The organism is Promicromonospora panici, from assembly GCF_900608595.1.
Classification (GTDB): Bacteria; Actinomycetota; Actinomycetes; order Actinomycetales; family Cellulomonadaceae; genus Promicromonospora; species Promicromonospora panici.
The window spans coordinates 1-22088 of sequence record NZ_UWYY01000001.1 but is presented as its reverse complement, the minus strand read 5'-3'; the positions used below and the strand labels follow the sequence as shown (position 1 = coordinate 22088).

The 22088-nt window shown below is 69.7% G+C and carries 21 protein-coding genes; 5 read left to right on the top strand and 16 right to left on the bottom strand.

All coding sequences use genetic code 11. From position 1 onward, the window contains the following. The first annotated feature begins 57 nt into the window (after positions 1-57). Complete coding sequence (locus tag EW117_RS00105; protein WP_129782698.1) at positions 58-1008, top strand: TIGR03621 family F420-dependent LLM class oxidoreductase; 951 nt, start codon at positions 58-60, stop codon at positions 1006-1008. 65 nt (positions 1009-1073) lie between these two features. Here the strand turns inward: EW117_RS00105 and EW117_RS00100 are convergent, their stop codons facing one another. Beyond that, positions 1074-1625, bottom strand: coding sequence for a TetR/AcrR family transcriptional regulator (locus tag EW117_RS00100; RefSeq protein ID WP_129782697.1), 552 nt, complete (start codon positions 1623-1625; stop codon positions 1074-1076). A 103-nt stretch (positions 1626-1728) separates the two neighbouring features. Between EW117_RS00100 and EW117_RS00095 the strand changes: the two genes are divergently transcribed. Next, positions 1729-2700: an aldo/keto reductase gene (locus EW117_RS00095; RefSeq protein WP_129782696.1), complete on the top strand. Its 972-nt coding sequence runs from the start codon at positions 1729-1731 to the stop codon at positions 2698-2700. A gap of 72 nt (positions 2701-2772) precedes the next feature. On the opposite strand, the gene EW117_RS00090 is transcribed toward EW117_RS00095, so the two are convergent. Together EW117_RS00090 and EW117_RS00085 are read right to left on the bottom strand one after the other, a co-directional pair. Then, entirely contained in the window at positions 2773-3018 is a 246-nt protein-coding gene (locus EW117_RS00090) for a YbdD/YjiX family protein (protein ID WP_242503984.1), read from the bottom strand. Beyond that, a complete protein-coding gene (locus tag EW117_RS00085; RefSeq protein WP_242503983.1) occupies positions 3015-5198 on the bottom strand; it encodes a carbon starvation CstA family protein in 2184 nt (727 codons plus the stop codon). Before EW117_RS00085 ends, EW117_RS00090 begins: the two co-directional genes overlap by 4 nt. A gap of 261 nt (positions 5199-5459) precedes the next feature. Between EW117_RS00085 and EW117_RS00080 the strand changes: the two genes are divergently transcribed. Then, positions 5460-6278, top strand: a complete 819-nt coding sequence (locus EW117_RS00080) for a CPBP family glutamic-type intramembrane protease (protein WP_129782694.1) — start codon at positions 5460-5462, stop codon at positions 6276-6278. A 49-nt stretch (positions 6279-6327) separates the two neighbouring features. On the opposite strand, the gene EW117_RS00075 is transcribed toward EW117_RS00080, so the two are convergent. From EW117_RS00075 to EW117_RS00065, 3 genes are all read right to left on the bottom strand, one after another. After that, positions 6328-7101: a DUF305 domain-containing protein gene (locus EW117_RS00075; protein WP_165362392.1), complete on the bottom strand. Its 774-nt coding sequence runs from the start codon at positions 7099-7101 to the stop codon at positions 6328-6330. A gap of 200 nt (positions 7102-7301) precedes the next feature. Then, a complete protein-coding gene (locus tag EW117_RS00070) occupies positions 7302-8555 on the bottom strand; it encodes an LVIVD repeat-containing protein (protein ID WP_242503982.1) in 1254 nt (417 codons plus the stop codon). Positions 8556-8927: 372 nt separating this feature from the next. After that, positions 8928-10334, bottom strand: coding sequence for an LVIVD repeat-containing protein (locus EW117_RS00065; RefSeq protein WP_242503981.1), 1407 nt, complete (start codon positions 10332-10334; stop codon positions 8928-8930). Positions 10335-10558: 224 nt separating this feature from the next. Here EW117_RS00065 and EW117_RS00060 point away from each other — a divergent pair, with 224 nt between their 5' ends. Then, positions 10559-11269, top strand: a complete 711-nt coding sequence (locus tag EW117_RS00060; protein WP_242504022.1) for a DUF305 domain-containing protein — start codon at positions 10559-10561, stop codon at positions 11267-11269. A gap of 62 nt (positions 11270-11331) precedes the next feature. On the opposite strand, the gene EW117_RS00055 is transcribed toward EW117_RS00060, so the two are convergent. The 5 genes from EW117_RS00055 to EW117_RS00035 form a co-directional block, all read right to left on the bottom strand. Continuing rightward, positions 11332-13428, bottom strand: coding sequence for a hypothetical protein (locus tag EW117_RS00055; RefSeq protein ID WP_165362389.1), 2097 nt, complete (start codon positions 13426-13428; stop codon positions 11332-11334). 218 nt (positions 13429-13646) lie between these two features. Further along, on the bottom strand, positions 13647-14801 hold the full coding sequence (locus tag EW117_RS00050) for an ROK family transcriptional regulator (RefSeq protein WP_129782689.1): 1155 nt from the start codon (positions 14799-14801) through the stop codon (positions 13647-13649). Between the two features lie 28 nt (positions 14802-14829). Further along, positions 14830-15696, bottom strand: coding sequence for a carbohydrate ABC transporter permease (locus tag EW117_RS00045; RefSeq protein ID WP_129782688.1), 867 nt, complete (start codon positions 15694-15696; stop codon positions 14830-14832). Next, complete coding sequence (locus tag EW117_RS00040) at positions 15696-16589, bottom strand: carbohydrate ABC transporter permease (protein WP_129782687.1); 894 nt, start codon at positions 16587-16589, stop codon at positions 15696-15698. The genes EW117_RS00045 and EW117_RS00040 overlap by 1 nt, the downstream gene beginning before the upstream one ends. Before the next feature lie 109 nt (positions 16590-16698). Further along, the gene (locus EW117_RS00035) at positions 16699-18102 is read right to left on the bottom strand and encodes an ABC transporter substrate-binding protein (RefSeq protein ID WP_129782686.1); all 1404 of its coding nucleotides are present in this window, start codon (positions 18100-18102) and stop codon (positions 16699-16701) included. A 60-nt stretch (positions 18103-18162) separates the two neighbouring features. Between EW117_RS00035 and EW117_RS00030 the strand changes: the two genes are divergently transcribed. Beyond that, the gene (locus EW117_RS00030) at positions 18163-19497 is read left to right on the top strand and encodes an MGH1-like glycoside hydrolase domain-containing protein (RefSeq protein WP_129782685.1); all 1335 of its coding nucleotides are present in this window, start codon (positions 18163-18165) and stop codon (positions 19495-19497) included. A 200-nt stretch (positions 19498-19697) separates the two neighbouring features. Here the strand turns inward: EW117_RS00030 and rplI are convergent, their stop codons facing one another. From rplI to EW117_RS00005, 5 genes are all read right to left on the bottom strand, one after another. Next, on the bottom strand, positions 19698-20147 hold the full coding sequence (rplI, locus tag EW117_RS00025) for a 50S ribosomal protein L9 (RefSeq protein WP_129782684.1): 450 nt from the start codon (positions 20145-20147) through the stop codon (positions 19698-19700). Positions 20148-20164: 17 nt separating this feature from the next. Next, on the bottom strand, positions 20165-20401 hold the full coding sequence (gene rpsR / locus EW117_RS00020; protein WP_108492916.1) for a 30S ribosomal protein S18: 237 nt from the start codon (positions 20399-20401) through the stop codon (positions 20165-20167). 79 nt (positions 20402-20480) lie between these two features. Continuing rightward, positions 20481-21029, bottom strand: coding sequence for a single-stranded DNA-binding protein (locus EW117_RS00015; protein WP_129782683.1), 549 nt, complete (start codon positions 21027-21029; stop codon positions 20481-20483). A gap of 110 nt (positions 21030-21139) precedes the next feature. Continuing rightward, complete coding sequence (gene rpsF, locus EW117_RS00010; RefSeq protein WP_207211701.1) at positions 21140-21430, bottom strand: 30S ribosomal protein S6; 291 nt, start codon at positions 21428-21430, stop codon at positions 21140-21142. 210 nt (positions 21431-21640) lie between these two features. After that, on the bottom strand, positions 21641-22088 hold a 448-nt coding region (locus EW117_RS00005; protein WP_129782682.1), incomplete at its 5' end, for a PASTA domain-containing protein.

Below are 22088 nucleotides of genomic sequence, written 5' to 3'. Positions count from 1 at the left end.
TTACGCCAGGCGCAGAGTACGGGTGCGACGCCCGGCCGGCTCCGGCACGGTGGTCCCATGCATCCCTTCCGGTTCGGGACCAATATCCGAGACGCCGCCGACGTCGCCGGGTTTGCCCGGTGGGCCGAGGACGCCGGCTACGACAGCCTGCTGCTGCCCGACCACCTGGGCGTGCGGCTCAGCCCGTTCGCCACGCTCGCGGCGGTCGCCGCCGCGACCGAGCGGGTGCGGGTGGGCACGTGCGTGATCAACGTGCCGTTCTGGAACCCGGCGCTGCTGGCGCGCGAGGTCGCCACGCTGGACGTGCTGTCCGGGGGCCGGGTCGAGCTGGGCCTGGGCGCCGGACACATGAAGTCCGAGTTCGACATGGCCGGCATCCCGTGGCAGCCGTTCGACGAGCGCTGCGCCCGGGTCGAGTCGTTCGTCGGCAACCTGGACCGGCTGCTCGCCGAGGCCGGCGGCGAGGACGGCGCGGCGGGCGACGACGGCGCGGGCGACAGCCGCGCGACGGGCGGCGGCGCGCCGCGGCGTCCGCCCGTGCTCATCGGCTCGTCGAGCGACCGCCTGATCCGGCTGGCCGTGCGCAGCGCCGAGATCCTGGGACACACCGGCCTGCGGCAGGTGCGGGGCGCGAAGCTCGGCACGTTCCGCGTCATGTCCGACGACGAGTACGACGAGCGCACCGGCTTCGTCCGGGCGGAGGCCGAGGCGGCCGGGCGCTCGTTCGGCGACATCGAGCACGCCGTGCTGCTCCAGCATGTCGAGGTGACCGACGACCGGACGGGCACGCTCCGCCGCCTCGCGGAACAGTTCGGGGACGCCGGGCGTGCTGCGGAGTTCGGCCGCACGCCGCTGATCGCCGTCGGCACCGTCACACAGATCGTCGACCAGCTCCTGGCGAGCCGCGAGCGCCACGGGTTCACGTACCTCACCACGCACAACCCGTCCGCGAAGGAGCTCGCGCGGCTGATACCGGTCCTGCAGGACGCCGACCCGGCGCGGGCCTGACCGGCAGTCTGGCCGTCAGGCGCAGCGCTGCATCGGACCCGGCGCCGCCGACAGGCAGCTCGCCCTCAGGCCGCCGCGCCGTCGAGGAAGAGCGACGCGACGGTGGCCGCCGCCGTCTCGGCCGGGACGCCGCCCTCGACGGCGAGGTGAACGCCCATCTCGAGCAACGCGGAGAGCGCCGTGAAGTGGATGGCGACGGGAACGTCGTCGCGTAGGGTGCCGTCCGCGACGCCGCGGGCCAGGAGAGCCCGTAGGGGCTCGGCGACGCGCGCGTCGAAATCGGCCTCGTCCTCGGCGTCCTTGACGTTCGTGCGCGCCAGCACGGTGAACGCGCTGCCCGTGACGACGAACGACCGCGCCACGCGCGCGATGCCCTCGCGGACGTCGACCCGGTCGAGGTCGGAGTCCTGGACGCGCTGGGCGACCCGGTCGATGGCGACGGCGACGACGCCGCGCAGCAGCGCCTCCCGCGTGGGAAAGGAGCGGTAGAGGGTCGCGCGGCTGATGCCGGCGGCGCTGGCGATCTCGGTCATGCTCGCGGTCGCGAGCCCGACACCGAGGGTCTGGGCCACCGCTTCGACGAGGGCGGTGGCGGGGCGGGACAGCTGTGCGGGCATGTCCCGACCCTAAACGAGAGCGGGGGCGGGCTGTCGCAAAACCGAGACACACGGGTATGGTTGTGAGACAGGATTGTCTCAACCCGACGAGCACGAGGTTCCCATGACATCCACGCGCCGCCTCGGCACCCGCCAGATCACGCCCATCGGACTCGGCTGCATGCAGTTCGCCGGCCGGGGCGTCAATCTCTACCCGCCGGTCCCGCAGGAGGAGGTCCAGGCGATAGTGGCCGCCGCGCTCAAAGGCGGCATCACCTGGTTCGACACCGCCGAGATGTACGGCGGGGGTGGCTCCGAGCGCGCGCTCACCACCGCCCTGCACAACCTCGGTGTGCGGCCCGGGGAGGTGCTGGTCGCGAGCAAGTGGACGCCGTTCGGCCGGACCGCCCGCAGCATCGAGAAGACGGCCCCGCAGCGTGTCGCCGCGCTGCAGGGATACCCGCTCGACCTGCACCAGATCCACGCGCCCGGCGGCAGCTTCTCGTCCCTGGCCAGGCAGGTCGACGCGATGGCCCGGCTCTACCGGGCGGGCACGATCGGCGGCGTCGGCGTCTCCAACTTCGGAGCGGCGGCCATGGAGCGGGCGCACGCGCTGCTCGCCGCGCAGGGTGTGCCGCTGGTCTCGAACCAGGTGCAGATCAGCCTGCTGCACCGCTCCGTCGAGCGGGACGGCGTGCTCACGGCCGCCCGCCGGCTGGACGTCACCCTGATCGCGTCCTCGCCGCTGCGGTCCGGCGCACTCACCGGCAAGTTCCACGACAACCCCGGCAGCACCGCGTCGCTGCGCGGCATGCGGCGACTGCTCGGCGGGCGCTACGGGTACTCGCGCCGGGCCCTGGACCGCACGCGGCCCCTCATCGACGAGCTGCGCGCGGTCGCCGTCGTGCACGGGGCCACGCCCACCCAGGTCGCCCTCGCCTGGCTGGTCGGCTACTACGGCGACACCGTCGTGGCGATCCCCGGCGCGTCCAAGGTGCGGCACGCCGAGGAGGCGGCCGCGGCGGTCGATCTGGCCCTGAGCGGGCGGGAGCTCGAGACGCTGGCCGAGGTCTCTACCCGCGTCCTGCGCGGATGACCTTTGTTGTGGGCGTGATCGTTGCGACTACGTGTCCGTTTTAGCCGCAACGATCCCGCCCACAACCAAGAGTCAGCAGCAGCGGGCGCCCGGGTTGGCGTCCTGGGCCGCGTGCCGCTCCCGCCAGTACTCCCGGACGGTCGGTACCTCGGCGTCCGGGTGGACGCGGCGCAGGTGCGCCACGTATCGCGCATAGTCGCTCTCGCCCAGCACGCCGGTGACGTACCAGGCGACAGCGCGCCAGCCCCGGCGGACGACGGCGAGCACGCCGCCGCCGTCCGCCACCGGAACTGGTACCGGTCCGGGAAGCGAGCTCACGCGTGCGTCCCCGCCCGGAGCTTGTCCGGGTTCTCGTCGTAGTAGGCGGTCCACTGGGCAGCCACCTCCCGTTCGGTATCCGTGGACACGAGGCCGGACGGTGCGAACATCGCCGACTTGGTGTCCGGCTCCTCCGTGGTCGGCAGGCCGCCTGCCCGGATCGCCTTGACGCACACCCACAGCGCCACCAGGGCAACGGTCAGCACGAGCACCGCGAACACGATGGACAGCGTGCCCTGCAGGAACGTGTTGCGGATGACGGCGTCCATCGCCGTCGTGTCGGTGGCCGTCCCGAACGACGTCTCGCCGGCCGCCCGCGCCTCGCGGAACGCGTTGTGCTGCGCCCAGTACCCGAGCGTCGGCTCGGGCGAGAAGATCTTCTGGTACGACGCCGTCATGGTCACGGCGAGGTCCCACACGAGCGGGACCGCAGGGATCCACGCCCACTTGAGGTAGCCCTTCTTCACCACGACGACCGTGACCAGGGCGAGCGCCATGGCGGCCAGCAGCTGGTTCGCTATGCCGAACAGCGGGAACAGGGTGTTGATACCGCCCAGCGGGTCGGTCACGCCCATCAGCAGGATCGCGCCCCACAGACCGCACACCACCACCGAGCAGATCCACGCGCCCACGCGCCAGGACGGGTCCCGGAACCGGCGCAGCGGGCCGCCGAGGTTGCCGAGCGTGTCGGACAGCATGAAGCGGGCGACCCGCGTGCCGGCGTCGACGGTGGTGAGGATGAACAAGGCCTCGAACATGATCGCGAAGTGGTACCAGAACGCCTGCAGGCTGGCACCGCCCAGGAACGAGCCGAGGATCTGGGACATGCCGAAGGCGAGCGTCGGCGCGCCGCCCGTGCGGGAGATGATCGATTCCTCGCCGACGGCGTCGGCGGCGCCCTGGATCTCCGCCCCGGTCGCGGGCGGGCCCGCCAGCCCGAGGCCGTTCACGTAGTCCGCGGCGGTACCCGGCTCGCCGCCGGTGAGCGTGGCGGGGGCGTTCATCGTGAAGTACAGATGCTGGTCGATCGAGATGGCCGTGACCAGCGCCATGATCGCCACGAACGACTCGGTGAGCATGCCGCCGTAGCCGATGAGCCGGAGCTGGCTCTCCTTCTCGACCAGCTTGGGGCTCGTGCCCGACGAGATCAGGGCGTGGAACCCGGACAGCGCCCCGCACGCGATGGTGATGAACAGAAACGGGAACAGCGCGCCGGCGAAGGCCGGGCCGTTGCCCTCGATCGCGAAGCTCGACACGGCGGGTGCCTGCACCGCGGGCTGCGCGATGAGCACGCCGACGGCGAGCAGCACGATCGTGCCCACCTTCATGAACGTCGACAGGTAGTCGCGCGGGGCGAGCAGCAGCCACACCGGCAGCACGGACGCGAGGAACCCGTAGCCGACGATGAGCCAGGCGACGGTCACCGGCTCGAGCGTGAACATCTCGGCGCCCCAGGTGGTATCGGCCACCCAGCCACCCGCGACGATCGCGAGCACCAGCAGCACGACGCCGATCACCGACACCTCGGACACCCTGCCCGGCCTCAGGAACCGGAGGTACACGCCCATGAACAGCGCGATCGGGATCGTCATGCCCACGGAGAACACGCCCCACGGCGACTCCGCCAGGGCGTTGACCACCACCAGCGCGAGGACGGCCAGGATGATGATCATGATGACGAACACGCCGATCAGGCCGGCGGCGCCACCGATCGAGCCCATCTCGTCGCGGATCATCTGGCCGAGCGACCGGCCGCGGCGTCGGGTGGACAGCCACAGGACGAGGTAGTCCTGGACACAGCCGGCCAGGACGGCACCGATGATGATCCACAGGGTGCCGGGCAGGTAGCCCATCTGGGCGGCGAGCACCGGGCCGACGAGCGGGCCCGCGCCCGCGATGGCGGCGAAGTGGTGCCCGAACAGAACGCGGCGGTCGGTGGGCGCAAAGTCCCTGCCGTTCTCGTGCTCCTCGGCGGGCGTGGCGCGGTCGTCCCGCGGACGTACCACCTTGTACTCGATCAGCCGGGCATAAAAGCGATACGCGACGATGTACGTGCCGACGGCGGCGACGACGAAGTACGCGCCGTTTACGTCCTCGCCGCGCACGAACGCGACGAGGGCCCATGCGACCGCCGCGACGATCCCGATCGCGGCGAACGTCAGTTTCTTGCCGGTGGTCATGGGTCTGCGGTCGATGATCGCGACCGGGGGGAGGTCCGGATCGGTCCGAACCAGCTCAACGTGCTCGGGTGAGCGCACGGCGGCCTCCTTGCCGAGGTGGCCGGCCCATCGAGGGGGCCGGATCCTGAATAGTTCCTGACTGCCCCCAGACTCTAGTTGCCCCGGAACACGAAGAACACACACCTATCCGACCTGTCGGACGTACAGGTCAGGGGAGTGACTGGTACATCTGACGCGTTCGGATGTGGGAGCCTCGACTCCGTGACCCTCACTCTGCCCGCCCCGGTCATCGCTCCGGCGCGCCTCACGAGCGCCTTTCTCGTGTGCGCGTCGGCGATCCTGCTGTTCGCCGTCCACGTGCGGCCGATCGCGTACGTGCCGCTGGTGCTGGGCATCGCGCTGGGCCTGTGGGCCGACCGCGCGCTGGGCCGCGACCTCGCGCTGATCGGCCTCGGGATGGGGATCATCTCGATGATCTCGCTGCAGGCGGACCTGTCCAACGCCGGGATGCTGCGCTTCACGCTCGCCCTCGGTGGGTCGGTGCTGGTGCCGTGGGCGCTGTCCCGGTTCGTGCTGAAGCAGGACACCATCCAGTTCCCCGTCGCGACCGGAAAGCGGTGGGGCCCCGGGCAGTGGACCTACCTCGCCCTCGTGGTGATCATCGGATACTTCCTGCTGCCGTTCTACTTCCTGGGCTCGGGCGCGTACCTGAACTGGCCCGACCTCGAGGGGACGCAGGACATCTGGCGGCTGTTCGTCGGCGTGAACGCCGTCGGCATCTGGGACGAGCTGTTCTTCATCTGCGTGGTGTTCGCCCTGCTCTGCCGGCACTTCCCGATGTGGCAGGCCAACTTGCTGCAGTCGATGATCTTCGTGTCGTTCCTGTGGGAGCTCGGCTACCGCGAGTGGGGCCCGCTGCTGACCATCCCGTTCGCGCTGGTCCAGGGCTGGATCTTCGCGAAGTTCAAGTCGCTGAGCTACGTCGTGGCGGTGCACCTGCTGTTCGACGCCGTCGTGTTCGCCGTCCTGGTGCACGGGCACCACCCGGAACTGTTCGACATCTTCGTGACGGCGCCCTGACCGGACGGGCTCTCGGCCGGACCACAGGCCGCACAGCCGGCCGCTCGGCTCAGGAGTCTGAACCGTCGTTGGAGCCCGGGCCGCCGATCGAGGCCAGCAGGTCGCGGACGTCCTCCACCTCGACCCGGATCGCGTCCGCCTCCGCCTGCGCCAGCGCCTTCGCCTCGGCGTCCTTGCCGCCCGAGATCTCCTCGTCGGCCGGCTGCAGCCCGCCGTAGTGGTGCTCGACGAGCGCGGCCAGCAGCGCGATGTCGAAGTCCCGCGCGTGGAGTGCGGCGATCCCGTTCACCTGCGCGTCGGTGAGCATGCCGTGGTTCCCGCCTTCGTGCGAGTGCGCGGTGGCGCCCGCGCGGGGGCCGCTGCCGTCGTCGGGCAGCTCGGTCGTCAGGCCGTCCTCGGCGAGCGCGAGTGCCTCCTGGCCCGCCACCGGCACCGGGATGTCACGCGCCTCCAGCCAGCCGGCGAGCTCGCCGACCCGTCCCGCCGACGCCTCGCCCACCTCGACCGCCAGGGCGAGCACCTCGTCGTCGGTGGACCGTCCGGGGGCGAGCGCCGTGAGCTGCACCGCCTGCGCGTTGTGCTCGATCGCGACCGCGGCGTAGGCGGCGTCCGCGTCCGAATACCCCGCGGCCTCCTGCTTGGCCGGGACCAGCACACCCAGCCACAGCAGCAGCGCCAGCACGACGGCGAGCCCCCCGGCGAGCACGGCCCCCATGATCCGCAGCCGTCGCCCCAGCCCGTAGGCCGACGCCGTAGCCTCCGGTTCCGGCACATCGCCCGATGGCGGGGTGGTCTCCTCGATCGTCGAGTCCTGGGGCGTCATGTCCGGGAGGCTCCCATACAAACCACCGTCCGCGCCATCACGGAAACCCCTCATGCGCCGACCGTCCCCTACGCCGAGGTAGAACCAGGGCGAGGTAGAACTCTGGCTGGCTGCGGTTCTACTTCGCCAGAGTTCTACCTCGCCCCAGTTCTACCTCGCCAGAGTTCTACCTCGCCAGAGTTCTACCTCGGCGGGGTGGGTCAGCGGCCGAACCGCTCCTGCATCTGCGGGTTCAGGCTGTTCTGCCGGACCTTCTCGGCCGGACCGTCGATCGAGTCGTCGATGTCGAACGTGTCGAAGCCGATGCCGAGGTCGTTCGAGTACGCGTACCCGTTGTAGTAGTACGTCGACCAGGTGCCGCCGCTGCTGACACCCTCGCCGCGATCGAACCAGGCCACCTCACGCGGGTTGTCGGAATCCGTGAAGTCGAACACCGAGACGCCGCCCTGGTACCAGGACTGGACCATGAGGTCCTTGCCCTTGACCGGGATCAACGACCCGTTGTGCGCCACACAGTTCTCAGCGGCGGTGTTGATCCGCGGGATCTTGTAGTACGACGCGAGCTCGAGCTTCGTCTTGCCGAACGGCGAACGCTTGATGTCGTAGATGCCGTTGGCACCCAGCTCCGGCGCGTACTCACCGGTGCAGGTCGCGAGACCGCCGCCGCCCAGCTCGTCGGTGAAGACGATCTTGGTGGCGTCGTTGTTGAACGTGGCCGAGTGCCAGAACGCGAAGTTCTCCGTGTCCCGCACCCGGCTGATCACCCGGGGACGCTCGCGGTTCGAGATGTCCATCAGGATGCCGTCACCCATGCACGCACCGGCTGCCAGGTCGTACTTGGCGTAGGTGGTGACGTCGTGGCAGCCGCTCGTGGTGGATGCCCGACGGTCGGGGTCGCCCTCGTAGCCGCCGTCCGGGAACAGGTTCGGCGTGGCGACCAGCGCGGCCGCCGTCGGGCGTTGCACCGGGATCTTCACGATCGAGACGAAGTCGTGCGGCGGCTGGCAGTCCGGGTAGGTCGTGTTCGGCGAGTACGACGACACGTAGGCATAGAGGTTCCGGCCGTCCTTGGCCGGGGCCAGCGAGTGCGTGTGCGACCCGCACTCGGTCTCGATCGACTTGACGTACTCGGGGGCGAGCGGGTTGGAGATGTCCCAGATCTTGATGCCCTCCCAGGCCGCCTTCTCGGTGGCCGGCATCGACGTCGACGCGCAGGAGTCGTCGCTGCGCGACGAGTCCGTCGACAGCACGAGGATGTCCTTGTACACCGAGACGTCGTTCTGCGAGCCCGGGCAGGACACCTGAACGACCTGCTCCGGGTTCTCCTTGTCCGTCAGGTCGTAGACGGTGAAGCCGTCGTAGTTGCCGGCGAACGCGTACTTGCCCTGGAACGCGATGTCCGAACCGGTGCCGAGCAGGGCGCCGTTCTTCGGCTGGTTGCTCAGGTGAGTCATGTTCGAGGACGCGGTCTCACCCGGAGGGACGTCCGGATCTGCGACAGAAGCGGCCACTGGGCCCGCGAGCGCCACTGCCGCGGCGGCGAAGAACGCCGTCAGGGCGACACCAGCGGCGCCCCGCGCACGAGATCGAGTAAAGGTTGAACGACGCACGGGCGCCACACCTCCAAGGTCGGTTGAGGCAGTTTCGCTCACAGCAACCTCCCAGCACCAGGACCATTGGTGATTATTTACATAGTGGTGACAAATGCCCCGAGCGACAGCAAGCTGCCCGACGGCGTCCGGGGCACCTTCCGTACGGAAAGCACCCCGACCGCCGTCGGGCAGCCAACTGCGCCGGGGCCGACGCGCCCTGCTCGTGCGGACGCGTCAGCGGCCGAACGACTCCTGCATCTGCGGGTTGAGCGACCTCAGCCGGACCTTCTCGGCCGCGCCGTCGATCGAGTCGTCGACCTCGAACGTGTCGAAACCGATCGAGAGATCGTTCGAGTACGCGTACCCGTTGTAGTAGTACGTGGACCAGGTACCGCCACCGCTCACGCCCTCGCCGCGGTCGAACCAGGCGAGCTCGGTCGGGTTGGACGAGTCGGTGAAGTCGAACACCGAGACGCCGCCCTGGTACCAGGACTGGACCATGAGGTCCTTGCCCTTGACCGGGATCAGCGAGCCGTTGTGCGCCACGCAGTTCTCGTTCTCCGTGTTGATGCGGGGAATCTTGTAGTACGACTTGAAGACGAGCTCCTTCTTGCCGAACCACTTCCGCTTGATGTCGTAGATGCCGTTGGCGCCCAGCTCCGGCGCGTACTCAGCGGTGCAGGTCGCGAGACCGCCGCCGCCGAGCTCGTCAGTGAAGACGACCTTGGTGGCGTCGTTGTTGAACGTCGCCGAGTGCCAGAACGCGAAGTTCTCCGTGTCCCGCACCCGGCTGATGACCTTCGGACGCTCCCGGTTGGAGATGTCCATCAGGATGCCGTCACCCATGCACGCGCCCGCGGCCAGGTCGTACTTGGCGTAGGTGGTGATGTCGTGGCAACCGGTGGTCTCCGTGTACGAGCCGCGGTCGTCACCGCCGTACCCGCCGTCCGGGAACAGGTTCGGCGTGGAGACGATGCGGGCCGACTCCGGCGAACGCAGCGGGACCTTCACGATCGAGACCGTGTCGTGCGGCGGCTGGCAGTCCGGGTACGTCTCCGACGGGAAGTACGAGGAGACGTAGGCGTAGACGTTCCGGCCGTCCTTGGACGGCGCCAGGGAGTGCGTGTGCGAGCCGCACTCGGTCTCGACGGACTGGACGTACTCCGGCTCCAGCGGGTTGGAGATATCCCAGACCTTGATGCCTTCCCAGGCTTCCTTGTTGGTGGCCGCGAGCGGCGTCGACGCGCAGGAGTCGTCGCTGCGCGACGAGTCCGTCGACAGGACGAGGACGTTCTTGTAGACGGAGATGTCGTTCTGGCCGCCGGGGCAGGAGACCTGCACGACCTGCTCGGGGTTCTCCGGATCGGACAGGTCGTAGACGGTGAAGCCGTCGTAGTTGCCGGCGAACGCGTACTTGCCCTGGAACGCGATATCCGAACCGGTGCCGAGCAGGGCGCCGTTCTTGGGCTGGTTGCTGAGGTGGGTGATCTTCGACGACTGGGTCTCGCCCGGGGGTACGTCGGGATCGGCAGACGACGTCATTGTCGAGTTGGTGGTCGCGGTGAGCTCTGACTCACCGTCACCGGGGGATGCAAGGCTCGGCGCCGCGACGGCGAGCGTGCCCGCCGCGAGGACCGCCACGAGTGCAGCGGCGCCAGCACCACGTACTTGCGATCGGGTAAAGGTTGGACGACGCAAGGGCGTCACACCTCCTAGGTCGGTGGACGCATTTTGACTCACAGCGTTCTCCCAGCACCAGGGAAATGGGGTGCTATTTACACAGCGGTGACAAATCACCTGAGAGGATCCTGGCTACGGTTCGCCGACGACGCCGCGACAGCCCGTACGAGAGGACACCCGTGGAGATGCTGACAGGTACCGCACGGCGAGCACGGATCCGGGCCCTCGCGCTCGGTGTGGTCGTGCTCGCGCCCGCCCTCGTGCTGTCGGCCTGCACCCCGGACGAGGAGCCCGAAGCCGTCTCGACTCCGAGCTCCGTCGTGCTGCAGCCAGGAAAGCCGGGGGAGAAGGCCGAGACGATCGCGCCCGAGGACTACGAGGGTGCGCCTGCCCAGGCGCCGTTCTCGAAGGCCGACGCCGACTTCCTGAGCGACATGATCCTGCACCATGGGCAGGCCATCGAGATGTCGGGCCTGGTCCCGGACCGCAGCGCATCCGACCAGATCAAGAAGTTCGCAGCCCGCATCGACGTCGTGCAGGACAGCGAGATCGACCTCATGTCCGGCTGGCTGGAGGAGAACGACTACCCCGTGCCCCTGGACGTCGACGGCGGGGACGGCTCCGGCCCGCGGGCGCCCGAGCACGAGCACGACACCGCAGGCATGCCCGGGATGCTGACCGACGTCGAGATGGCGGCTTTGGAGGCGGCCGAGGGCGCGGAGTTCGACCGGCTGTTCCTCGAAGGCATGATCAAGCACCACGAGGGTGCGCTCACCATGTGCGAAGAGGTAGCGGGATCCGGCAGCGAGGAGCGGGTCATCGAGCTGGCGACCAATATCGCCGCCGACCAGATGGCGGAGATCGACCGGATGTCGAACATGCTCGCGGAGCTGTGAACGCACGATCGCCGGGGTAGAGCGATGTGCTCCACCCCGGCGATCCCAGTGATCTGCGTGGATCAGGCGCGGCGCCTGTTCAGCAGGATCAGGCCGGCGAGGGCCGCCAGCAGACCGAGCGCGGCGCCGATGATGATGACGATGCCGGCCACCCCAAGCGGCGCGCCGTCGACGTCAGTGCGAAGCTTCTCAGTACCCCCGGAGAGTCGCATCGTCCCGGACGCCAGGTCCGTGGTGCCGGTCGCCAGCTCGCCGGAACCATCAGCGAGCAGCTGCGTGCCGGCAGCGAGGTCGGTGGCACCGGCCGCCAATGTCTGCGTGCCGTCGTCGAGGGCGCCGGTGCCGGCGACGAGGGTGCGCGCGCCCTTGCGAGCGTCCTTGAGGCCGTCGCGGACCTTGACCGAGCCGTCGGCGAGGCGCTGCGACTTCTCGACCTTCGGGACCACGCGGTCGCGCACCTGGATGATGCCGTCGACGAGGCGTCCGGAGCCGTCCACCAGCTGCCCGGTTCCGTCGACCAGCTGCCCGGATCCGGTGTGCAGCCGCCCGACGCCGGAGACGAGCGCGGGCGTCTTGGAGAACAGCGCAGCGTTGCCGTCGGCCACTCGCGCTGCTCCCGAAAGCACCTCAGGCATCTTCTCCTTGAGCGCGCCGGCCCCGCCTGCGACCTTCGCACTGCCGCCAGCCACCTTCTCGGCCCCTGCGACAAGGGTCGAGCTACCTTCATACGCCGAGCCAACGCCAGCGACGTACTCCTGGATGCCGGGTGCGAGCCTCCCAACGCCACCCTGCAACGCGACGCCTCCGTCCTTGACCTTCTCCGAGCCGACGGCAGCGGCGTCCGCACCGGCCGCGAGGGCCCCGACGCCTGCGGCGACCTGCTGAGCACCACCGGACACCTGCGCAGAGCCTCCAGCCACGGCCGCCGAACCGCTCGCGACGGCCGAAGCGCCAGCCGACAACTTGCCGAGCGAACCGCTGAGACCGGCAGCTCCTTCCTTTGCTTGACCGGCTCCTTCCACGACCTGTCCGGCTCCGGCAGCCAGGCCGCCAGCTGATGCCGCGAGCCCTTCGAGCTGCTGCTTCAGCGCGGGGTCGTCGGTGGCCCCAGCGAGCTCAGTCAACTTCGTCTGGAGAGCCTGGGTGCCGCCCTGGACCTGCTGCGCACCCGTGACGAGGCCGCCGAGCTTTGTGGCGAGCACGTCCGCGCCGGCCTCCGCCGCAGCAGCGCCGTCCGCCACCGGTGCGGCGCCTGCCGCGACCTTCTGCGCCCCTGCCGCAGTGTCTGCCGCGCCCTGCACGAGCGTGGGCGTTGCTGCGTCGAGCTGCTGCAGTCCGGCGTTGAGTTGATCGACGCCGTTGTCCAAGGCAACGGCGCCAGCAGCCAAGGTCCCGGCGCCGGACTGGAGATCGCTGGTCCCGTTCAGGATCGCTCCGTTGTTTGCCGCGAGCTGCGACAACCCACCGTTGAGTGCCGTATTGCCTGCATACACCCGGGCAGACCCGGACGCGACGTCCTTGGCTCCGTCCGCAAGTGGGGTCACGCCCTCGTCGTTGAGTCGTTCGACGCCGCCCTGCAGCTTGAGAGAACCGTCTGCGAGCTTCCCAGCCCCGTCTGCGAGCGCGGGCGCCGCGGCATTCAACTCGCCGAGACCGTCGTTCAGCCGCTTCGAGCCATCGTCGAGTTGCTTCGAACCATCGTTCAACTTCGTCGAACCAGCCGTCAGCCGCAGCGACGCGTCCGCCAGGTCAGCGACGTCCTCCGCCGTCTCGGCAGTCCCGTCCGCGATCTTCTTCGACCCGTCATGCAGCTTGATCACGCCCGCCCGCAGCTCAGCGGCCCCGGAATCGAGCTGCCCCGCGCCATCAGCGAGCTTCTCGACGCCAGGCACCACGTCGTTCTGCACGCCGTCGTTGAGCTCCGTGGCCCCGGCACTGAGCTCGCCGACGCCGGAGACCAGGCTGGTCTGGACGCCGTCGTTCAGCTCGGCTGCGCCGTCGTCCAGCCGGTCCGCACCGGACACGACCTCGCCCTGGAACAGGAGCATGAAGGCCGTGGCCACGATCGCGCCGATGAGCAGGAGGGCAACGCCCACCGCCATCAGGATCGTGGGTGCTGGTCCCGGCCCTGGTGTTCGTGCTGCGTGAAGCTGCGTCATCGGTTCACCTCTCGTTCCGCGGGCGTCCCTGCCCCGCGAAAAGTTGTCCGACCGGCGCCCCTGTTCGCCGGGCCCGCCGCCGTTGGCGAGCACGAAGCCCGTCATATCGGGCGTCTGCGCTGAAGGTACCGGCGGGTGTGGCCTGGCGGAACGTTCTACTGATCACAACTCAGTAAAGAGTCGCAAGATCACCCGCTCCCGCCAACCGGCGAAAGTCATCAACCCAGCCGGGCGTCGACCGCCTCCGCCGAGAACCGGTCGTCGACGACGACCCGCGCGAGCCCGATCAGGACGGCGTCCGGCCCGAGCACGGCCGGACGGATCCGCAGCCGCGCCGTCGCCCGGGGCTGCGCGCCCGTGTAGATGCCGGCCCGGATCCCGGCGATCACTGTCGGCACCGCCAGCTCCCCGGCCACCACGAGGTCGGCCGGGTTGAGCACGCCGACCACCACGGCCAGCACCCTCCCGATCAGCCCGGCGGCCCGATCCAGCTCCGCGGTCACCAGCGGATCGCCACGCTCGGCGAGCGCGCGCAGCTCGGCGAGCGAGCCGACGTCGGCCCCCGCCTCCCCGAGGCGCCGCAACAGCGCGGCACCGCCCGCCTCGGCGGCGAGGCACCCTCGGCGGCCGCACCGGCAGACGGCGTCGCCGCCCACGTCGATGTGCCCGATGTCGCCGGCGCCGCCGTCGGTCCCACGATAGGTGCGGCCGTCGATGACGAGTCCGGCCCCGAGGAACTCCGACACCTTGACCAGCACGAACGGCTGCGGGCGGCCCTCCCGGCGCGCGCCGAGCTCGGTGAACTCGCCGTATGCCATCGCGTCGGCGTCGTTCTCGAGGTGCACCGGTACGTCGAACCGCTCGCGCACGGCCTCCACGACGGGCCACGCGCCCCACCCCGGCATGACCGGCGGATCGGACAGGCGGTGGCTGTCCGGGTCGACGGGTCCCGGCACGGAGATCGCCACGCCGCCGACGGCGTCCGGCTTGATGCCGAGGTCGACCAGGAGCGTGTCGAAACCATCCAGAACCTGCGGCACGACGGCGTCCGGCCCGGCCGCGAGGTCGACGGCGAGGGACGCCCGGGCCAACAGGGCACCGTGCGGGTCGACGACGGCGAGCTCCCCCTCACCCAGCTCCAGGGCCGCCACGAGCACGAGCGAGTCGGTCGGGTCGAAGACGAACCGCTCGGCCCGCCGTCCGCCCGTCGCTCCGGCGTCACCGGCCGCGCGGATGACGCCGCCCGCCACCAGGGCATCCATCCGCTGGGCCACGGTGACGCGCGACAGCCCCGTCGCCTCGAGCACCTCGGTGCGCGTGGTCGCTCGTCCGCTCCTGATGAGCTGCAGGATCTCGCCCGCGCCTGCTGCCACGTCTTTCCTCAGTTCTCCCCTCGGCCCATTATCCCTTGTCGGCCCCGGCCGTCAGCCCCTCGGTGAGTGCCCGCTCCGCTATTCCGTACAGAATCACGATCGGCACCGTGAGGAGCACGCTGCCCGCCATGAGGACGGTCTTCGACACCTCCTGACCGTCGGCGAGGCGGGTCAGCCCGAGCGAGACGGTCCACAGGTCCTGCTTGGCGGAGAGGAACAGGAGCGCGAACAGGAACTCGTTCCACGCGATCATGAACGAGTACAGCGCCGTCGACATGATGGTCGGCATCGCGAGGGGCACGGTGATCCGGGTCAGGATCTGGAAGCGGGACGCGCCGTCGATCACCGCTGCCTCGTCGATCGACTCCGGGATGCCCGCCAGATAGTTGCGCAGCATGTGCACGGAGACCGGCACGGTCAGCGCCACGTACGCGATGACGAGCCCCACCAGGGACGACCCGAGCCCCAGCACCTGGAATCCGACGAACACCGGCACCGCGATGATGATCGTCGGGAACAGGTACACGGCCAGGAACAGCCACGAGATCTGCGTGCGCCCCGCGAACCGCAGGCGTGTCAGCGCGTACGACGCCGGGACGACCAGGGCGACGGTCAGCGCCGACGCCGACACGGCGACTACAGCGGAGTTCCGCATGAACCGCGCGAACCCGTACCCGCCGTCCTCCTCGGAGGCCAGCACCTCCCGATAAGTCTCCGTGGTGATCCGGTCGAGGGCGGGCAGGACGCGCAGTGGCTCGCGGAGCAGGTCGTCGATGCGGACGAAGCTCAGCGACAGCATGTAGACGAACGGCAGCACGGTGGCCAGCACGAACGCCACGATCACGACGACGCGCAGCACCCTCAGCACGCTGCCCTGGACGGTCACCGCGCTCATCACGCCTCCCTCTGCCGGGCCGTCAGGCGCAGGTAGAACGCCAGCGCGACGCCCAGGAACACGGCCATCACCGCGGCGGTGGCACTCGCGCCGCCGATGTCGCTCGAACCGGTGAGCTGCTCGAACACCCGCACGGAGGCCACCTGCGTGCCGGCGGCGCCGCCGGTGAGCAGGTAGACGTCCTCGAACTCGTTGAAGGCCATCACCATGCGGAACAGCACCAGCAGAGCGACCGTGGGCAGCAGCTGCGGCAGCACCACGAACCAGAACTTCTGCAGCGGCGTCGCGCCGTCGACCACCGCGGCCTCCTCGATCTCACGGCTCAGGCCCGTCAGGGCCGCCCCGAGGAACAGGAACGCGAACGGGAAGTACCGCCAGATGTCGTAGACGATGACGGTCAGGAGTGCCGTCGGCGCCGACGCCAGGAAGTTGACCGGGTGCTCCCAGCCGAGCATCTGCGTCCCGATCGCGTTCACGACGCCGTACTGCGGATTCAGCGCGACCTGCCAGACGAAGGTCGTGGCCACGACCGGCGCGACGTACGGGAGCAGCATCACCGCGCGCAGCGGCGCGCGGAACCGGAACCGGTCCCGGAACGCGAGCGCCGCCACGAGACCCACCGTGATCGAGCCGACGGTGGTGGCCACCGAGTACTCGACGGTGGTGAGCAGCGACTGCCAGAACGCGGGGGCGGTGAGCACGTTCGCATAGTTCTCGAGCGTGACCTCGTTGAAGAGCCCGTTGCGCGCCACGTCCACGTACCGCGCGTCCTGGAACGACAGCACCACCGTCCACACGATGGGGACCACGATGATCGCGGCCACCACCAGGGTCACCGGCGCGACAAGCGTGATCCCGTCCCGGTTCTCGAACCCCCGCAGCTTGGACGCCATCCCAACCTCCCTCCTCCTGCTTTGTTGTGGGCGCTGCTCTGTTGTGGGCGTGATCGTTGCGCCTAAAACGGGCGCATAGCCGCAACGATCACGCCCACAACCAACAGGTTCAGTCGCGGCCGGCTATGTCCGACACCGCGTCCTGCATGGTCGTCTGGGCCTGGGCGGCGTCGATGCTTCCGGACCCGAGGTCGGCCGCGGCCTTGGCCAGCGGCAGCTCGCTCGTGATCGGGCCGAGGATGGCGCCCTGCCCCTGCGGCAGCGCCCAGCGGTCCGCGGCTTCGGGAGCCGCGGCGAGCGTGTCGGTCACCTCGGTCGGCCAGACGTCGGAGAACGTCTTCTTGGAGTCGACGCCGATCTCCAGCTCGGACCACGCATCCGTGTACTCGGTGGGGCTGTCGGCGGTTCCCGTGCGTACGGGCACCTTGCCCTCGGGCGCCATCGACAGCCAGTCCACGTACGCGTCGGACATCATGTACTCCACGAAGTCCGTGGTCTCCGGGTCCGCGCCATCGGTGATGCCCCAGGACACGAACTCGACGTACCCGGCGGCCTCCCCGCCCGAGGACGGTCCCTCCACCACGGGGACGACGGCGGTGTTCTCGGCGAGCCAGCCCGGGTCGTCGGCGCACTCGTCGCACGACGGCGTGAACTCCTCGCGCAGGCCCGCCATCTCGTCCAGCAGGAACGACGACCAGACGGCCATCGCGGCCTGCCCGGCGAAGTAGGAGGACCGTGTCGACTCGACGCCCTGCGTGCCGTCCGGCGAGAGCTCGCCGACCAGGTCGGCGTAGAGCTCGATCGTCTCGGTGCACTCGGGGCTGTCGAGGGTCGCTTCGCCCGCGTCGTCCACCAGCTCGCAGCCGTTGCCCTGCGCCAGGAACTCCAGCGTCTGCTGCGTGAACGGATCGGCCGCGTCGGTGGCCAACGTGATCCCGTACCGTCCGTCGGTGGTGAGCTGCTCGGCCGCCGCGCGCAGGTCGTCGTACGTGGTGGGCGGCTCCAACCCGGCCTCCTCGAAGAGGTCCGTGCGGTAGTAGACCATCATCGGCCAGGCATCCGACGGCACGGCGAGCAGCTCGTCGCCGTCCGAGGTCAGCTCCAGGGCCTCCGGCGTGAACGTGTCCTCGCCGAGCGCCTCGACCACCTCCGCCGCGGCGTCGCGGTCGAGGTAGCCGTCGCGGTCGAAGGACCGGACCAGCCCGGGGCTGATCGCATTGACCACGTCTGGCATGTCGTCGCCGGAGAGCGCCGCGGCGGACAGGAGCTGGGAGACCTGGTCCTCCTCGACCGGCACCAGATCCGTCTCGACGCCGGCGTCCTCGGCCCAGGCGTCCATCGCGGCCTGCTGGATCGCGAGGCGTTCGGGCTGGGTCTCGACGGTCCAGACGGTGATGATCCCGTCGGACTCCGGGCCGCCGCTGCCGCAGGCGGTGAGCGTCAGGGCCGTGGCGGCGGCCGCTGATGCTGCGATCGTCAGGCGACCCACGGCCGCCCGGTTCTGCCGGAACATGGCATCTCCTCGTCATCGAGTGAGTGGATCTGGCACTTATGTCTAACCTATTGTCGAAAGATGCACAAGGACTTTGAGGAAGACGCCGTCGATGCCGCCGCGCGCGTCCTCGAGACCAACTGGACCGGCCGCTACACCGTCCCCGCCACCGGGCTGTACCCGCACCAGTGGAGCTGGGACTCGGCGTTCGTCGCGATCGGCACACGGCACCGGACGCCGGGACGCGCACGGGCGGAGCTCGTCACGCTCCTCGACGCCCAGTGGCCCGACGGGCGCGTGCCGCAGATCGTCTACGACGTCGGGCGCGACGACGACTACGCGCCCGGCGCGGAGTTCTGGCGGTCCGCCACCTCGGGGCTGGTGCAGCCGCCCGTACACGCCTGGGCCGCGTGGCTCGTGCACTGCTCGGACCCTGCGGGTTCGGCGCGGGAGGGGTTTCTCGCGCGGCTATATCCCCGGCTCGCGCGCTGGCACGAGTACCTGCACGGCCCGCGAGCGGGCGCCGTCGGCCTGCCGGTGACGAAGCATCCGTGGGAGACCGGTACGGACAACTCGCCGCTGTGGGACGCCGCGCTCGAACGCGTGCCCCCGGAGGCGCGCACCGCCATCCGACGGCCGGACCTGCGGCACGCCGGGACCGGCGAGCGGCCGGGCAGCCGCGACTACCGTCGCTACTACCGCCTCGCCGAGGCCTACCGCGACGCCGGCTGCGCCGACGACGTCCCGATCGGCTTCGCGATGGTCTGCCCCTTGTTCGCCTCGGTCCTGGCGGTCTCAGAGCTCGCCCTGGCCCGGATGGCGGGAGCGCTGGCCGACGCCGGAGGCGGCGCGCCGTGGGGCGTCAACGGCAGTGCTGGGACTGGTGCCGACGCCGGTGCGCACGAGACGGCTGCCGAGCGCGTGATCACCGCGATGGACGCGCACCTGTGGAACGACGACCTCGGACTGTATGTAGCGCTGGACGACACGACCGGGGAGCGGGTTCGGCGGGCGACGGTGAACGGGCTGGTGCCTCTGCTGCTCGCCAGAAGCCTGGCTCAGGGCCGGACTGCGCGTCTGCTGGCGACGCTCGCCGGTCCCGGATTCCTCGGCGGCGGGCCGTTCCTGCCAAGCACGTCGCGTGAGGACCCGACGTTCGACCCCGCCCTGTACTGGCGCGGGCCCGCCTGGTTCAACATGTCGTGGCTGCTGCTGCGCGCCGCCCGCGCGCTCGGCCGCGACGATCTCGCCGCCCGTCTGGGAGAGCATTTCACCGTCGCCGCACCGGAGGGATTCCCCGAGTACGCCGACCCCGACACGGGAGCGGGCCGGGGAACCCGCCGATTCTCCTGGACCGCGGCGCTGACCCTGGACGCGCTGCTCTCGAACGAGTCGGAGGTACTGCCCGTCCCGTAATGCCGACCGAGCGAAGTCCGCTTCGACCACACGGTTACGCATGCAGATCGCCCCGGATCCATGCGCAACGTGTGCTCGAGGCGGACCTTGGCCAGCTACCCGGCGTCCGCACACCGCACCTCCGCACAGCAGAAGGCCCCGGCTCCCCACGAGGGGAAGGCCGGGGCCTCTCGCGATCAGACGATCGGCTCAGCGCTAGCTCAGCCGGCGACGACCTTCACGCCGATCTTGGCCGACACCTCAGGGTGCAGGCGGATCGCGACGGTGTACTCGCCGGTCGTCTTGATGGACTGACCAATCTCGATCTTGCGCTTGTCGACGGACGGGCCACCGGCGGCGGCAACCGCACCGGCGATGTCCGCCGTGGTCACCGCACCGAACAGACGACCACCGGGGCCGGCGTTCGCCGTGACGGTCACCGGCTTCGCGGACAGCGAGTCGGCCAGGGCCTTCGCGTCGTCCAGCGAGGCGATCTCGCGGCTCTTGCGAGCCTTGCGGATCGCGTTGATGTCGGACTCGGCGCCCTTGGTCCAGGGCGTCGCCAGCGAACGCGGGATGAGGAAGTTACGGGCGTACCCGTCCTTGACCTCAACCACGTCGCCGGGCTCACCCAGGCCGGTCACCTCGTGGGTCAGGATCAGCTTTGCCATTGTTCTCGATCCCTTCCTCAGCGAGCCGTCGACGTGTACGGCAGCAGGGCCATCTCGCGGGCGTTCTTCACGGCCTTCGCGATCTGACGCTGCTCCTGCACGGAGACGCCGGTGACACGACGAGCGCGGATCTTCCCGCGGTCGGAGATGAACTTGCGCAGCAGCGCCGTGTCCTTGTAGTCGATGTTGTTGATCTTCGCCGACTTCAGCGGGTTGATCTTCTTCTTGGGCTTGCGCACCACAGGCTTCGCCATGGTGTTGCTCCTTCGTCAGGTGCTGCCCGCTCGGCCTGGCAGGCCGCGCGAACAAAAAGTGTGAACTGGGGGGTGCCGATCAGAACGGCGGGTCGTCCGAGAACGAACCACCGGACGACGCCGGGCCTGCCGTGGCCCACGGGTCGTCGTTGCTCTGACCGCCACCGGAAGAACTGAATCCTCCGCCGGAGCCGCCGCCCTGCTGGGCGCCGCCACCGTTGAAGCCACCGCCGCCGCCACCGAAGCCGCCGCCACCGCCGGACCGCTGGGCCCGGGTGACCTTGGCCGTGGCGTAGCGCAGGGACGGACCGATCTCGTCCACCTGCAGCTCCACGACGGTTCGCTTCTCGCCCTCACGGGTCTCGTAGGAGCGCTGGACCAGGCGACCCTGCGCGATGACGCGCGTGCCCTTGGTCAGCGACTCCGCGACGTTCTCCGCGGCCTCGCGCCAGATCGAGCAGCGCATGAACAGGGTTTCCCCGTCCTTCCACTCGTTGCTCTGGCGGTCGAAGGTACGCGGGGTCGACGCCACCGTGAAGTTGGCGACCGCAGCACCTGAAGGGGTGAAGCGCAGTTCCGGATCCCCCGTGAGGTTCCCGATCACTGTGATGACAGTTTCACCAGCCATGCCAATTCCTCGATTCAGTCGACGTTCCGTACGCGGTATCCGGGTTCGCAGTGAATGCAACCACGAGCCACTGACACTCGCGCGGGCGTAGAGAGTTCAGTTCGGACGACTCACTTGTCGCCGGTGCGCAGGATCTTGGTCCGGAGCACGACCTCGTTGAGGCCGAGCTGACGGTCCAGCTCCTTGGCGGTGGCAGACGTCGCGGTGAAGTCGACCACGGCGTAGATGCCCTCGGACTTCTTCGCGATGTCGAAAGCCAGACGGCGGCGCCCCCAGATGTCCACCTTGTCGACGGAGCCACCCTCGGTCGTGATGACCGACAGGTACTTGTCGAGCGACGGGGCAACGGTGCGCTCCTCGACCTCCGGGTCCAGGATCACCATCAGTTCGTACTGACGCATGTGTATACCCACCTCCTCTGGTCTCAGCGGTCACGGTCTATCCGTGACAGGAGGGTTCACAGCAGTGGCCAAGCCTACCCGCCATGTGCGAAACGGCGGAATCGAGCGCGCGAGAGTCCTCTCACAGAGCTGCCTCCGCCGTCCGACAACCGGCAGAGGGGCCGCCTCCCGCAGAAGGCGGCCCCTCAACGGGCATCGCGGACGACGGCGCTAGCCGTTGCCGTTGCCGTTGCCGCCCCCGGGGTTGCTCGGATCCTCCGACGGCTCCGGGAACCCGATCGCGGGACCGGACGACACGATCACCTGCACCTGGCTGTTCGGCTGCACTTCGGCGCCCTCGTCCGGGTTGACGTCCATGACGATCCCTTCAGCGACGTCCTCCGACGCCTGGTACTGGACGGCCGCCTGCAGCCCTTCACGCTGAAGCGCCCGCCGCGCGTTGTTCTCGTCGCCGCCGACCAGCCCCCCGGGCACCTGCGTGGTCTCCGGCTCGGCCGGGCCTGTCGAGACCTCGACCCGGATGTCCGAGCCTCGGTTCACCTCTTGGCCCTCGTGCTGCACGCTGAGCACGATCCCCTGCTGCTGATCGCTCGGGACCTCGACCAGCACGGGATTCAGCCCGGCGGTCGCCAGGGCCGACATGACGGCCGTGATCTGC